The organism is Janthinobacterium sp. NKUCC06_STL (genome assembly GCF_019345455.1).
In the GTDB taxonomy this organism is placed as follows: Bacteria; Pseudomonadota; Gammaproteobacteria; order Burkholderiales; family Burkholderiaceae_D; genus Janthinobacterium; species Janthinobacterium rivuli.
This window is the reverse complement of the sequence record NZ_JAHKQY010000002.1, coordinates 401,696-415,869: the sequence shown is the minus strand read 5'-3', so window position 1 is coordinate 415,869 and position 14,174 is coordinate 401,696. Positions and strand designations below refer to the sequence as shown.

General features: G+C 64.6%; 10 protein-coding genes. 6 read left to right on the top strand and 4 right to left on the bottom strand.

Annotated features, from left to right (window positions below):
* The first annotated feature begins 59 nt into the window (after positions 1 to 59).
* The 3 genes from KO539_RS10765 to KO539_RS10755 all read left to right on the top strand — a co-directional run bounded on the left by KO539_RS10765 (position 60) and on the right by KO539_RS10755 (position 4,629).
* Positions 60 to 2,162: a bifunctional 2',3'-cyclic-nucleotide 2'-phosphodiesterase/3'-nucleotidase gene (locus tag KO539_RS10765; protein WP_219309133.1), complete on the top strand. Its 2,103-nt coding sequence runs from the start codon at positions 60 to 62 to the stop codon at positions 2,160 to 2,162.
* Positions 2,163 to 2,218: 56 nt separating this feature from the next.
* On the top strand, positions 2,219 to 2,911 hold the full coding sequence (locus KO539_RS10760; protein ID WP_219309132.1) for a tetratricopeptide repeat protein: 693 nt from the start codon (positions 2,219 to 2,221) through the stop codon (positions 2,909 to 2,911).
* Between the two features lie 281 nt (positions 2,912 to 3,192).
* Complete coding sequence (locus KO539_RS10755) at positions 3,193 to 4,629, top strand: catalase (RefSeq protein ID WP_219309131.1); 1,437 nt, start codon at positions 3,193 to 3,195, stop codon at positions 4,627 to 4,629.
* 91 nt (positions 4,630 to 4,720) lie between these two features.
* Here KO539_RS10755 and KO539_RS10750 read toward each other — a convergent pair whose 3' ends face one another.
* On the bottom strand, positions 4,721 to 5,053 hold the full coding sequence (locus tag KO539_RS10750; RefSeq protein ID WP_219309130.1) for a hypothetical protein: 333 nt from the start codon (positions 5,051 to 5,053) through the stop codon (positions 4,721 to 4,723).
* Between the two features lie 159 nt (positions 5,054 to 5,212).
* On the bottom strand, positions 5,213 to 6,391 hold the full coding sequence (locus KO539_RS10745) for a S1 family peptidase (protein ID WP_219309128.1): 1,179 nt from the start codon (positions 6,389 to 6,391) through the stop codon (positions 5,213 to 5,215).
* 269 nt (positions 6,392 to 6,660) lie between these two features.
* Here KO539_RS10745 and KO539_RS10740 point away from each other — a divergent pair, with 269 nt between their 5' ends.
* The 3 genes from KO539_RS10740 to KO539_RS10730 are packed head-to-tail and all read left to right on the top strand — an operon-like array spanning position 6,661 to position 11,332.
* Positions 6,661 to 8,640 (top strand): serine protein kinase, encoded by a 1,980-nt coding sequence (locus tag KO539_RS10740; protein ID WP_257626232.1) that lies wholly within the window; start codon positions 6,661 to 6,663, stop codon positions 8,638 to 8,640.
* 2 nt (positions 8,641 to 8,642) lie between these two features.
* Positions 8,643 to 9,833 (top strand): DUF444 family protein, encoded by a 1,191-nt coding sequence (locus KO539_RS10735; protein WP_219309126.1) that lies wholly within the window; start codon positions 8,643 to 8,645, stop codon positions 9,831 to 9,833.
* Positions 9,830 to 11,332 (top strand): SpoVR family protein, encoded by a 1,503-nt coding sequence (locus KO539_RS10730; RefSeq protein ID WP_219309124.1) that lies wholly within the window; start codon positions 9,830 to 9,832, stop codon positions 11,330 to 11,332. Before KO539_RS10735 ends, KO539_RS10730 begins: the two co-directional genes overlap by 4 nt.
* A 149-nt stretch (positions 11,333 to 11,481) precedes the next feature.
* Here KO539_RS10730 and KO539_RS10725 read toward each other — a convergent pair whose 3' ends face one another.
* Positions 11,482 to 12,735 (bottom strand): SDR family oxidoreductase, encoded by a 1,254-nt coding sequence (locus KO539_RS10725; RefSeq protein WP_219309122.1) that lies wholly within the window; start codon positions 12,733 to 12,735, stop codon positions 11,482 to 11,484.
* Complete coding sequence (locus KO539_RS10720) at positions 12,735 to 14,039, bottom strand: nucleotide sugar dehydrogenase (RefSeq protein ID WP_219309120.1); 1,305 nt, start codon at positions 14,037 to 14,039, stop codon at positions 12,735 to 12,737. Before KO539_RS10720 ends, KO539_RS10725 begins: the two co-directional genes overlap by 1 nt.
* Between the last annotated feature and the right edge of the window lie 135 nt (positions 14,040 to 14,174).

Below are 14,174 nucleotides of genomic sequence, written 5' to 3'. Positions count from 1 at the left end.
ATGGTGGCGTCATATGCAGGCGTTACAGTCGCGTCCTTTGAATCTCTCCGAGGGCGGTAATGAAAACAAATTGGGTCATGCTGGCGGCGCTGGCAAGTGCAGGTCTCGTCGGTTGCAACGGCAGTTCGAATACCCCGGCGGCGCCGGCCATTCCCGAAGGCACGACGGTCACCGTGGCCTTGCTGGAAACCACCGATATCCACTCGAACGTCTTGAGCTATAACTACTATGCGCTGGCCGAAGACACCAGCCTGGGCCTGGAACGCACGTCGACCCTGATCCAGGCGGCGCGCGCGGAAAATCCGAACAACGTCTTGCTCGACGACGGCGACGTCATCCAGGGCACTTTGTTGGCCGACCTGCAAGCCGTGGCCGCGCCCGTGCCCTGCTCCGGCACCTTGGCCGTGCACAAGGCGATGAACGCGCTGAAATATGACGCGGGCGGCATGGGCAACCATGAGTTCAACTACGGCTTACCCTACCTGAGCCAGATCACCAACACGGATTTCGGCATACCCGGCGTGGCCAAGCCGACGGGTACCTGCGGCGCGCCCGCCTTCCCTTCCGTGCTGAGCAATGTCGTCGGCGTGTCCAGCGGCAAGCCGATTTTCCAGCCCTACACCCTGCTGCCCCGCGATTTCGCCGCCACGGCGCCAGATGGCAGCAAGCTGACCGTGAAAATCAATGTGGGCGTGCTGAGCTTTGTGCCGCCGCAAATCCTCGAATGGGACCAGAAAGTGCTCGCTGGCAAGGTCAGCGTGACGGGCGTGCAGGAAGCGGCGAAACAATACGTGCCGGAATTGCGCAGCAAGGGCGCCGACCTCGTCGTGGCCCTGTCGCACGGCGGCCTCGATACCAGTCCCTACAGCCCGAAGATGGAAAACGGCAGCTATCATTTGACCACCACGGGCATCGACGCGCTGATGATCGGCCACTCGCACTTGATCTTCCCGAAAGGCAAGGAAAAAGGCGCGGCCGCACTGGACGCCTCGTTCGCCGCCTTCCCCGCCAGCGCCAAGATCGATGCCGAGAACGGCTTTGTCAACGGCGTGCCCACCGTCATGGCGCAAAGCTGGGGCCGCCGCCTGGGCATCATCAAGCTGACGATGGCCTATCAGGGTGGCAAGTGGGTAGTGCAGCCGGCCAAGACGACGGTGGAATCGCGCGGCTTCAAGTATACGGATGGCAAGACCCTCGTGAACGCCGACCCGGCCATCGCGCCGCTGGTGGCCACCGAGCACGCGGCCACCATCGCCTACGCCAAGCAGCCGCTGGGCATCAGCACGGATTTCGAGATGTCCGCCTATTTTGCGCTGGTGGGGGACGTGAGCGCCATCCAGCTGGTCAACCAGGCGCAGCTTGATTACGTGAAAAATTTCATCGCCACCAGCACGGACGCGACCTTGTCCAGCTACAAGAACATCCCTGTCATCTCGTGCAGCGCGCCGTTCAAGGCGGGCCGCAACGGGCCATCCGACTTCACGGACGTGGCCTCGGGCGCTTCCCCTGCCGCCCCGGTCGGTTTGCAAGTGCGCAACCCGGGCGATTTGTATTTATATAGCAATAACAACCTGCAAGCCGTGAAAATCAAGGGATCTGACTTGAAGGCCTGGCTGGAAACGTCGGCCAGGCAATTCAACCAGATCGACCCGGCCAGCAGCGCCGAGCAAGACCTGGTGCCGTCGTATGGCACGATCTATAACTATGACGTGTTTTATGCGGAAAACAATGCGCTGACGTACCAGATCGACGTGACGAAAAAGCTGGGCAGCCGCATCGTCAACCTCACGTACAAGGGCGCGCCAGTGGCCGACGGCGATGACTTCATCGTTGCCACCAACGACTACCGCGCCGGTGGCGGCGGCGCCGTGCCTGGCATCGATGGCAGCAAAACCATTATCAAGTCGCCCGATGCGAACCAGGCCGTGGTCAGCAACTACCTGGCGTCGCTGAGCACCAAAGGCGGCAAGGTGACCCTGGCGGCGAATGGCAGCGCGCGTAGCTGGAGCTTCGTCAAGACGGCCACGGCCGGCCCCGTGATCCTGCGCTCGGCGCCGGGCCATTTGGCGCTGGCGCAAGCGAGCGGCATCGCCAACGTGGCGTCCGAAGGCGGCCTCGACGCCAGCGGCTTTGCCAAGTACCGCATCGACCTGAGCAAATAAGGTCCATGGGCCGGGGCTGCGGCAGTTCCGGCCTGTCTTGATGAAAGCTGATCAATATGAAACATGCACTCTCCCTCCCAGCCATCGTGCTGGCTGCCACCCTGGCCGCCTGCCAGTCATCGCCGCCACCCACGGCGGCCGAAATCGAAGCCGTCGCCATGCATGCGCGCCAGGTGGGCGACCACCAGGCCGAGCGCAAGGTGCGCGGCTGGGCCAGCAAGGACATGCCCGTCGCCGAGCGCGAACTGGCGCTGATTTACCAGCCCCGTCCCGAACGCCGCGCCGAGGCGCTAGCCCTGTTCGAGCAGGCGGCCCGCGCCGGCGACACGGAAGCGGCCTTCGAACTGGGCCAGATGCTGCGCGCCCCCACGCCGGCCCAGGCCTGGCTGTGGTACCGGCAAGCGGCGCAGCAAGGCCACGCGAAGGCGGCGCTGATGCTGGGCCTGCTGGCGGCGAATGGCGAAGGCGTGCCGCAAGATCCCGTGATCGCCGCGCACTGGCTGGACAAGTCGAGCGAACTGGGCAATCCACACGCCATGTTTTTGCTCTACAACGCCTACCGCGAAGGCCGCGGCGTGCCGCGCGACCTGGCTAAGGGGCACGAGCTGCTGGAAGAAGCTGCCCACCACGAATACCCGCCCGCCCTCCAGGAACTGGCCATGACGGTGCAGGCCGACGACGCCCTGCGCGCCGGCCACCTGATGAAGGAAGCGACGGAGCACCGGCACAATAACTGGAACAAATTTTAAAAACTGGGCAAAAGGCCAGTGGCGCGATCAAGACCTGCCTTTATATACTTGCAACTTGCAAGCGTGCGGGAGCGGCAGGCATTGAGCGCTTATGATGCAAGTACGCCGCCTGAGCTTGCTCGGGCGGCGTGGCAAACCATCCCGCACAAAAAAGTTTACACTGGTTTGCATTTTAGAAATTTTACTCTGGACCAGCCCGGTGAGTGTTCATTCAACCCAGCCAGTGCTTGAGTAGCGCCGGTGCGTCCATTGCTCTGCCTAGCCATGAAAGAAAGAGTCCAATGAAAAAGCTGACCACCGCCTTTGGCGCGCCTGTTGTCGACAACCAGAACATCCAGACGGCCGGTCCACGCGGCCCCGCCCTGCTGCAAGATGTGTGGTTCCTGGAAAAGCTGGCCCACTTCGACCGCGAAGTCATCCCCGAGCGCCGCATGCATGCCAAGGGTTCCGGCGCGCACGGCACGTTTACCGTCACGCATGACATCACGCGCTACACGCGGGCAAAAATCTTTGGCGAAGTGGGCAAGAAAACGCCGATGTTCGCGCGCTTTTCCACGGTGGCCGGCGAACGGGGCGCGGCGGATGCGGAACGCGATATCCGCGGCTTCGCCCTGAAGTTTTACACGGAAGAAGGCAACTGGGACCTGGTCGGCAACAATACGCCCGTCTTCTTCATGCGCGACCCCTTGAAATTTCCCGATCTGAATCACGCCATCAAGCGCGACCCGCGCACGGGCTTGCGCAGCGCCAACAGCAACTGGGATTTCTGGACTTCGCTGCCCGAAGCGCTGCACCAGGTGACGGTGGTGATGAGCGACCGTGGCTTGCCGCGCAGCTTCCGCCACATGCACGGCTTCGGCAGCCACACTTTCAGCTTCCTGAATGCGCAAAACGAGCGTTTCTGGGTCAAGTTCACCTTGAAAACCCAGCAAGGCATCCAAAACCTGACGGACCAGGAAGCCGAGGAACTGGTCGGCAAGGACCGCGAAAGCTCGCACCGCGACCTGTACGAAAGCATCGAAAACAAGGATTTCCCCCGCTGGACCCTGTACGTGCAGATCATGCCGGAAAAAGAGGCAGGCACGTATCACCTCAACCCCTTCGACCTGTCGAAAGTTTGGCCGCACGGCGACTATCCGCTGATCGAAGTGGGCGTGCTGGAACTGAACCGCAATGCCGACAACCACTTCGCCGAAGTGGAACAGGCAGCCTTCAACCCGGCCAACGTGGTGCCCGGCATCAGCTTTTCGCCGGACAAGATGTTGCAAGGCCGGCTGTTTTCGTATGGCGACGCGCAGCGCTACCGCCTCGGCGTCAACCACAGCCATATCCCCGTCAACGCGCCGAAGTGCCCGTTCCACAGCTATCACCGCGACGGCCAGATGCGGGTCGACGGCAACATGGGCGGCACCCTGGGCTATGAACCGAACAGCGAGCAGGAATGGGCCGAGCAACCGGACTTCCGCGAGCCGCCGCTCAGCATCGAGGGCGCGGCCGACCACTGGAACCACCGGGTCGACGAGGATTACTATTCGCAGCCGCGCGCCCTGTTCCGCCTGATGAGCGCGGCGCAGCAGCAAGCCTTGTTCGACAACACGGCGCGCGCCATCTCGGGCGCCTCGGAACAAGTCAAGCAACGCCACATCGGCAACTGCACCCTGTGCGACCCCGCCTATGGCGCGGGCGTGGCCGAAGCGATCGGCCGCCTGAGCAAATAAGGCAGGCTGAAAGTGAATCCGGAAGGCCTGGCAACGGGCCTTCCGCCGCAGCGATCCACGGCAATGCTGTCAGGCCGCAGGGTCCACCAGTCTACCAGCGCTGGATATCGATCTGGCCCGTGATGCTCGTTTCCACCGGATAACCCTCGACCTGCGAAGGCACGCGCCGCTTGACGGACGAGTCGCGCAGGTACACGACGAGCGCCTCCTTGCCCACGGCCGTTTGCCCCACGCTGACGCCTTCCACGCCATCGATGGCCATCAGCGCCCGCTCGTTGCGGCGCTTTGCCGCTTCCAGGCGGCCCTGGGGCGCGGCAGGGGCGTACTGTCCCGTGCCCTGTCCAGGGGTCTCATCCGGCAAATACGGCATGGCGGCGTCCTCGAAGACGCCATATGGCGATTGTGCGAATTTACTGTTTGACATGACAGACCCTCCTGATGCTTTCCATGATACACCCGCCCATCCGGCGTTGCCGCACGCTTCGCCAGCCCGAACCAGGCGTGGCGGCGTCCCTTGCCCAAGATCATCATCGTGCAAAAAGTGGCGTTATGCAAGGCGCCTCGCCTGGTCGTAAAAGCGTGCTCAGGTGTACAAATTGATGTCGAGCGCCACCACCACGCGCCGCATCTGGTTGGCAAAGGTGATGTTATTGCCTCCCGCAAACAGCAGGCCGACGGGATTGCGCTGCTGGTTCCAGGTCCAGATGGACGAGCCGGAGTCGCCGCCCGCGCTGAACGCCCCGCTCACGCCCGTGATGGCGATCTGGTCCTGGAACAGCGCGATCCTGCCGCCGCCGTAATTGACGTTGATGGTGGCGCCCAGGCCCGTGATGCGGCCCTGCGTCAACTGCGTTGTGCGGCCGGACTTGCCGACCATCATGCCCAGCGCGGGCGCCACCAGCGCATTGCTGATGCGAAAGTAGGCGGGCACGCCGCCACTCAGGTAGACCAGTTCGGGACGCACCCTGTCTGGCCAGGCCCAGCCGGTGGCGCAATCGACAAAATTGACGCCGCCGCTGAAATTGATGGGCACGAAGCGTTCAAGCACGGCCACCTGGTCTTGCGGGCAGCGGCCGCCGTCGATGGGGCCAGGCTGCACGATGCAGTCGTTGAACACGCCGCCATTGGAATTGGCCAGCACGTGGTTATTGCTAAGTATCATCAAGCGGCTGTTGCGCGGCGCGCTGCGCCCCACGGCCAGGCAGCCGATGGTGCCGGCCGTGATGCGGAAATGCCCGACGGACACGCCGCCTGGCGCCGGACGCAGGCGGAAACGGTGCGGTTGCGCATCGATCACGCCCGTGACGACGATGTTGACGGGCACGCTGTCGCTGGCCACGGCGCGCACGCCCATGGCTCCCACGATGGCGGCCTTGGCGCGGTCGACGGAAGTGGGCTCGGCCACGTACAGGGTCAGGGCCGGCATGCCTGGCTCGCCGGACGAGCTGTCGCTGGCGCCCTCGCCCAGGCCGATGGACACACCCTGGATATTGCCGCCGTCACTGAAGGCGTCGGCCGCGCGCACGCCGGCCGCCTGGGAAATGGACTGGCGCATGCCGTCTTCGATGCTGCGCTTGATTTCCAGCAATTCCATGCTGACGCCGCTCAAGGCGTCGGGCACGTCCGAGACGGACGCGCTCTCGATCGTATTGTCGTCTTCGCCGGGGGCGGAAAATTGCCCGACGGCCTCTTCATCATCCGCGCTTTGCCCCCTGCCGCTGCCGCCAGGCGGGGCGCTGAAACCATTCTCGTTACCTATCATGATGTTCTCCTCGTTGGTCATTTCGAAGCACCAGTGTGGGCGGGCTGCGCCGGCCGGTATTGATCTGGATTGAACCGCGCCGACGCATGGCCGCCCTTCCTGCCAGGGCGAGCGAGGATCAAAATAGTTCCGTCGTCAGGGTTGAGCGAGATCAGGCGTGCGGCCAGAGGCTGCGCCGTATACTTGACTGACAGGCTGGAACCGGGCCTGCTCCACGGCTGCTCCACGGCAGCAACGGTATGGATGGGGAAACAATGACGAGCCCTGGTATGACACGCCAAGACATGACACGCCACGACGACGCGCCCGCGGGCGAGCAAGCAGGCCAGCATGCCGGTTTTATGCACGGCATGGCGGCCTGGGCGGAAAAACACCGCATCAGCCCCTGGCGCGGCAGTTTCGCCGACTTCATCGAGCAGATCCTGCCCGGCCGTGCCGCCCTGCTGACGCGCAGCGCGCACCAGTACCTGTGGGACATGATGCGCTGGAACGGCCAGACGGACGACGCCGGACGTTTCCGCTGCCGCCTGTTCGACGACGAGCTGTTCGGCATCGACGAGGCGATCGACCGGGTCGCCGCCTACTTCAAGGCGGCCGCCGCCGGCTCCGAGGTGGGCCGGCGCATGCTGCTGTTGCTGGGGCCGCCATCGGGCGGCAAGTCGACCATGGTAATCCTGCTCAAGCGGGGGCTGGAAGAATACAGCCACAGCAGCGAAGGCGCGCTGTACGGCATCGCCGGCTGTCCCGTGCACGAGTCGCCGCTGCATCTGGTGCCGCACAGCATGCGCGCCGACTTTCGCGCCAGCTATGATGCCGAGCTGCACGGCGAACTGTGTCCACACTGCCGCGCCCGCCTGGAGGAACAGTATGCGGGCGACTTCCTGCGCATGCCCGTCGAGCGCATCCACCTGTCCGAGGCGGGCCGGTGCGGCATCGGCACGTATGCGCCGCACGATCCCACCACGGCCGACCTGGCCGACCTGGTCGGCTCCGTCGACCTGTCGAAAGTGGCGCAGTACGGCGACGAAGGCGACCCGCGCGCCTGGTCGTGGTCGGGCGCCGTGTATGCGGCCAGCCGCGGCATGCTGGAAATGATCGAGATCCTCAAGGTCAAACGGGAATTTCTCTACCTGCTGTTGACCCTGACACAGGAAAAGAATGTCAAGGTCTCGCGCTTTCCCCTGATTTACCTCGACGAAACCATCCTCGCGCACACGAACCTGGCCGAATTTCGCAAGTTTCTGCAAGAAAGCGAAAACGAGGCGCTGCTCGACCGCATGGTCATCGTGCAAGTGCCGTACACGCTCAATTACCGCGAAGAAGCGCGCATTTACCGCAAGCTGATCCTGGCGGCCGCGCCCGCCTTCCGCGACGTGCACCTCGATCCGCACGTGCTGCATGCGGCGGCCGTGTTTGCCATCCTCAGCCGTCTGCCCGAAGGCGACGACAAGGAAGCCGAACTGGTCAAGAAACTGCGCGTGTACGCCAACGAAGACGTCGACGACTTGCAGCCGGCCGACATCCGCCGCATGCGCGAACGCGACAAATCGCCCGACGAGGGCCTGTCGGGCGTATCTCCCCGTTTCGTCATCAATGCCCTGTCGCACGCCATCATTTCCGCCCAGCGCAACAGCCTGTCGACCATGGACGTGCTGCTGGCCCTGAAGGACGGCATCGAAAACGATGCGCGCATCGAGCCCCGGCGCAAGCGCAAATGGGTCGATTACCTGGTGCTCACGCGCAAGGATTTCTATAACCGCTGGGTCAAGGCCGACGTGCACAAGGCCCTGTTCGTGTCGTTCGAGCAGGAAGCGCAAGACTTGCTGAACAAATATCTCGATGAAGTCGAAGCCATGCTCGACAACCGCCAGATCCGCGATCCCATCACCAGCGAAGAGCGCCGGCCAGACGAGCGCTTCCTGCGCGCCGTGGAAGAAAAAATCCACATCAGCGACTCGGGCAAGCAATCTTTCCGGCAAGAAGTGGTGCGCAAGGCCATGAGCGCCTTCAAGCGGGGCGAAGCCTTTGGCCTGGGCAGCCATGCGCAATTGCACGACGCCATCCAGCAATATCTGTTCGAGCAGCGGCGCGACGTGCTGCGCCTGGTCGGCTCGGCCAAGCGCCCCGATGACGACGTGCGGGCCAGAATCTCCGCCGTCGAGCAGCGCCTGGTCGACGAATACGGCTATGACGCCCACAGCGCGCGCGAAGCGCTCAACTACGTGACCACCTTGCTGGCGCAGGAATAGCCATGGCCGCCACGACCTCGCCTGCTTCCGCCGCGCCGGCCCTGGCGCGGCCTTGGTACGGGCTGTTCTCGCGCGGCGCGCGCGACTGGCTGCGCCACAACCAGAAAGTGCGCGACGCCGTGCAGGCGCACTTGCCCGAGCTGATCGCCACACCTGACCTGATCGGCGGGCCGCAGCAGCGCACGGTGCAAGTGCCCATGCACCTGCTCGAGCATGCGCGTTTCCGCCTGGCGCCAGCGCGCAACAGCGTGGGCGCGGGCCAGGGCGACGGCCAACCCGGCGATATCCTGCGCGCACCCCATCCCGCCGCCACGGGCGGAGCGGGAACGCAAGGCGAAGGCGGTGATGGCGAGGGAGCGGTGCGCCTGCTGCTCGAGTTTCCCCTCGGCGACATACTCGACTGGCTGTGGGAAACCTTCGAATTGCCGCACCTCAAACCCCGCCACCTGGGCGCCATCGACGACGTGCGGCTCGTGCGTAGCGGCCTGGACCGCCATGGCGCCCGTTCGCGCCTGGACCGGCGGCGCACCGTCAAGGAAGCGATCAAGCGGCGCGCCTTGCAAGCCCAGCCGGTGCCCTTCACCAATGAAGACTTGCGCTACCGCCAAGTGCTGCAACAGCCCCGGCCCAGCGCGAATGCCGTCGTGTTTTTCGTGCTGGACGTGTCGGCCAGCATGGGGCAGGCCGAACGCAGGCTGGCCAAATCCTTCTTTTTCTTTGCCTTGCAAGGATTGCGCCGCAGGTATGCGCGCGTGGAAACGCGCTTTATCGCCCATACGACGCGGGCCTGGGAATTTTCCGAGGCCGAGTTCTTCCAGGTCAACGGCATGGGCGGCACTATGGCTTCCACTGCCTTCCGCCTGAGCCGCGAACTGCTGCAGGAACACTACGCGCCGGGCCGCTACAACGCCTACCTGTTCTATGCCTCCGATGGCGAGAATTTCAGCGAAGACCGCGGTCCGGCCAGCCTGGCCCTCGGTGAACTGGCCGCCTTGCTCAACTATATGGGCTATGTGGAAACCGTGCCCGGCGTGCCGCGCAGCCTGGAAACGGAAATGCACAGCCTGTTTGCCGAGCAGGAACGGCGCGGCTTGCCCTTGCACAGCAGCATCCTCAGCAGGAATGACGATATCTGGGCGGCCATCCGCACCTTTTTCCAGCACGAGGCGGCCGATGCGGAGGAAACACCATGACGCAGGCTGACACTGCCGGCCTGGACGGCTACGCGGCGCGCATCGAAGTGCTGGCGCGGGAACTGGGGCTGGAGTTTGCACCCGTCGAGTTCGAACTGGTGCCGGACAGCTTCATGGCCGAGATCGCCATCTATGGTTTGCCCGTGCGCATGCGCCACTGGTCGTTCGGCGTGCGCTACATCCACCAGCTCGTGCATCAAAAGATGGGCAACTCGCATATGTTCGAAGTCATGTTTCCCGGCGACCCTTGCCATGCCTACATGGCCGAACATAATTCCGTGGCCGAAAACACCCTCGTCACGGCCCACGTGCTGGGCCACGCCGATTTCGCCAGCCGCAACTCCCTGTTCCTGCGTTTCGGCGCCATGGCGGGCCAGCGCATCCTGGAACAGAGCGCGGCGCGGGCGCAACGTCTGGAAATGGCGCTGCAACGCCACGGGCAAGAGCAGGTGGAAGCCGTGCTCGACGCGGCACTGGCGCTGGAGCAGCACGTGGACATCCATGCCGAGCTGCACCGCCCGCCCTACTCCGTTCCATCCGCACGATCCGTGCCGCCGGGCGTGGCCGGCACGCAAGACGCGGTCGGCACAGACTATCCTTTTACGCAACGCTACCGGCGCCTGCCCGGTGAAGCGGCCGCGCTGGCGGCGCACGAGGCCGCACGGGTACGCGTGACGCAACGCCCTCTCCTGCCGCCGCAGCCCGAATACGATTTACTGTGGTTCATCGCGCAATATGGGCCGGAGCTGGCTGACTGGGAGCGCGACATTTTCCTGGCCGTGCGCGAAGAGTCGTTCTACTTCTATCCCGTGTACGCCTGCCAGATCATGAACGAAGGCTGGGCTTCGTACTGGCACGCGCGGCTGCTGCGCGAAGCCGACTTCCTGCCGCCGGCCCTGTATCTGTCCGCCATCAAGTCGCACTCTGACGTGGTGCGCCCTTACGCGGGCGAGCACCAGCAAGCGCTGGCCGTCAACCCCTATCACCTGGGCTTTTGTATGTGGGAACACATCATCGAGCGCGAAGGACTGGCCCGGGCCCGCCAGATTTGCCGCGACGACGATGACTGCAGCTTCATCCGCAACTATCTGGACGACGAACTGGCTGACCGCCTGGGCCTGTTCGTGCATGAAAGTCGCCGCGACGGCGAAACGCGCATGGCCAGCCGCGACTTGCGGGCCATCCGCGAAGCCATCCTGGCGCCCAAATACAACTATGGCGCGCCGTGCATCGCCGTCACCTTGCTCAACGACGACGGCAGCCTGGTGCTGCGCCACGATCACCAGCGCGACGGGCGCGGCCTCGACCTGGAGCGGGCGGAGCAGGTACTGGCGTACATCGCCCGCATCTGGCGCCGCCCCGTCACCCTGCATACGGCGGATTTTCGGGGCACGCCGCGGATTCTGCGCAGCAAGAGCGAGGGCATACCGGAACCGCCCGCGCCGGCAGCATCATCAACAACGTCAGCAACGCCGACAGCGCCACCCGTGCAATATTGAACGCTCAAGCACGGCCAGCGTGTCCGGCCAGCGTGTCCCTCGGCCTGGGCTGCCTGTTTCTCACGCTAGCCAACTGGCCTGCCGGCATGTGCTTCACGGCTGGCCAACTGACCGGCGGGTATGTGCCTCACGCCTGGCCGGCCCGGCCATCAAGCCCGGCCCGCCTGCGCCACATACCAGGCGATGGTGTGCCGCAAGCCTTGCGCCAGGTCGTGTGTGGGGGCATAACCGAGCAAGCGGGCCGCCTTGGCGATGTCCGCCTGCGAATGGCGCACGTCGCCGGCGCGGAACTCGCCATAGTGTGGCGCCAGCGGCACGTGCTGCGGACGGGCGGCAAGCAGCATCTGCTGCATGGTGGCGTGCAGCTGCGTCAGGCTGGTGCGGGCGTTGACGGCCACGTTGTAGACCTGGTTGACGGCCGCCGGGTCGGCGCGCGTGGCGGCCAGGATATTCGCTTGCACGGCGTTGTGCACGAAGCAGAAGTCGCGGCTGGTGGCGCCATCGCCATGGATGTGCACGGCCTGATTGTCCAGCATGGCGGCGATCCAGCGGGGAATGACGGCCGCATAGGCGCCCAGCGGATCCTGGCGCGGACCGAAGACATTGAAATAGCGCAGTCCCACCGTCTGCATGGCGTAGCAGCGCGCATACACCTGTGCATACAGTTCGTTGACATATTTGCTCAAGGCATACGGTGACAGGGGCGCGCCGATGTGCTGTTCCACTTTCGGCAAGGCCGGATGGTCGCCATACGTGGCGCTCGAGGCCGCATATACGAAGCGCCGCACGCCCGCGTCCCGTGCGGCGGCCAGCATGTTGAGGAAACCGCTGACATTGACGGCGTGGCACAGCAGCGGATCTTCCAGCGAACGCGAGACGGAACCGAGCGCCGCCTGGTGCAGCACATAATCGACGGCGACGCCAGCGGTGGCGGGGGCGCCCGCACTGGCACGCCCGCGCTTGCCCAAGCTGCTGCCCCTGCCGTCGCTGGCGCCATCGGCCGCATCTATTTCACCTTCCGGCTCGCCGTCTGCCTCGCTGCCATCGGCACTGCCAGCCTGCGCCGGCACGCCGCACGCGCGCGCGCACGCTTGCGGGTCGCGGATGTCGCCTTCGATGAAAGTGAAGCGCCGCCATGCATCTTCTCCCACGCTGGCGCGCACTTGCTCCAGGTTGTGGCGGTGGCCCGTCATGAAATTGTCGAGCCCGCGCACTTCCTGTCCCAGCTTCAGCAAGGTTTCCAGCAGATGGGAACCGATGAAGCCGGCCACGCCCGTCACCAGCCAGCGCCGCGGCGTTTGCGCCAGCTGCGCACAGGCTTGCGCATACGCACCGGCAGCCGGGCCGCCGGCGGGGGCGCCTTGCGCCGTGTTTGCTACCCGCTCGAAGGCATCGGCCGCCATCACAGCCGCCACACGTGCAAGCCGCCGTCCTCGAGCGGACGCGGGTCGAAATGCGATTTGATGTCGATGAAGCAACCGTTTTCCAGCACCTTGCCCTGGAAGTCCGCCAGCGGGCGGGCCAGCAGGGCCTGGTGCGAGACGGCGCTGATGATGGCCTCGGCCCGCGGCAGCTGTTCCCAGCTTTCCAGGGTCAAGCCGTATTCTTCCAGCGCTTCGCGGCCATCGGCGACGGGGTCGTGCACGTGCACCTGCACGCCATACGATTGCAGCTCGTGAATCATGTCGACCACTTTCGAGTTGCGCAGGTCGGGGCAATTTTCCTTGAAAGTCAGGCCCAGCACGTTCACGTGCGCCCCTTTCAATTTGAAGCCCGCGCGCACCATTTCCTTGATGGTCTTTTCCGCCACGAACTTGGCCATGCCGTCGTTGATGCGGCGCCCGGCCAGGATCACGTGCGGGTGGTAACCCAGCATTTCCGCCTTGTGCGTCAAATAGTATGGGTCGACGCCGATGCAGTGGCCGCCCACCAGACCGGGCCGGAACGGCAGGAAATTCCACTTCGTGCCCGCCGCCTGCAGCACTTCCAGGGTGTCGATGCCGATGCGGTCGAAGATGATGGCCAGTTCGTTCATCAGTGCGATGTTCAGGTCGCGCTGCGTGTTTTCGATCACCTTGGCAGCCTCGGCCACCTTGATGCTCGATGCCCGGTGCACACCGGCCTCGACCACGCCTTCGTACAGCGCCGCCACTTGCTCCAGGGTGGCGTCGTCGTCGCCCGAGACCACCTTGCGGATGCTGTGCAGGGTGTGGTCCCGGTCGCCGGGGTTGATGCGCTCGGGCGAAAAGCCCACATGAAAGTCTTCCTTCCAGCGCAGGCCCGAATGCTGCTCGAGGATGGGGATACAGATTTCTTCGGTGGCGCCCGGATATACGGTGGACTCGTAGATGACGATGGCGCCGCGCCGCATGTGGCGGCCGACGGCCGCGCTGGCGCCGGCCAGGGCGGAGAAATCGGGATTGTGCGCGCTGTCGACGGGCGTGGGCACGGCCACGACGATGAAGTCGGCCAGTTGCAGCTCGGCCGGGTCGCAGCCGACGCTCAGCCCTTGCGCCGCCAGCAACTGTTCATGGCTGACTTCGCCCGTCGGGTCGATGTGGCGCCGGTAGCTTTCCACCTTGCGGGCCGACAAGTCAAAGCCGATCGTGCGCTGGCGCATGCCAAACGCCACGGCCAGCTGCAAGCCCACATAACCGAGCCCCACCACCGCCACCACGCCGCCCTTGCTATCCACCTTGCTGTCCATATGTCTGTGCTCCGAAAAGTTGCGGCCCGAGCATCGCCGTCCGGGAAATTCTACGGTTGCCGATTCGGCGATTCTTGAGCGGGAACAAGAAACACGGGGCAGCGGCCAGCATGCACGCCGACAATCGGCGGCTTG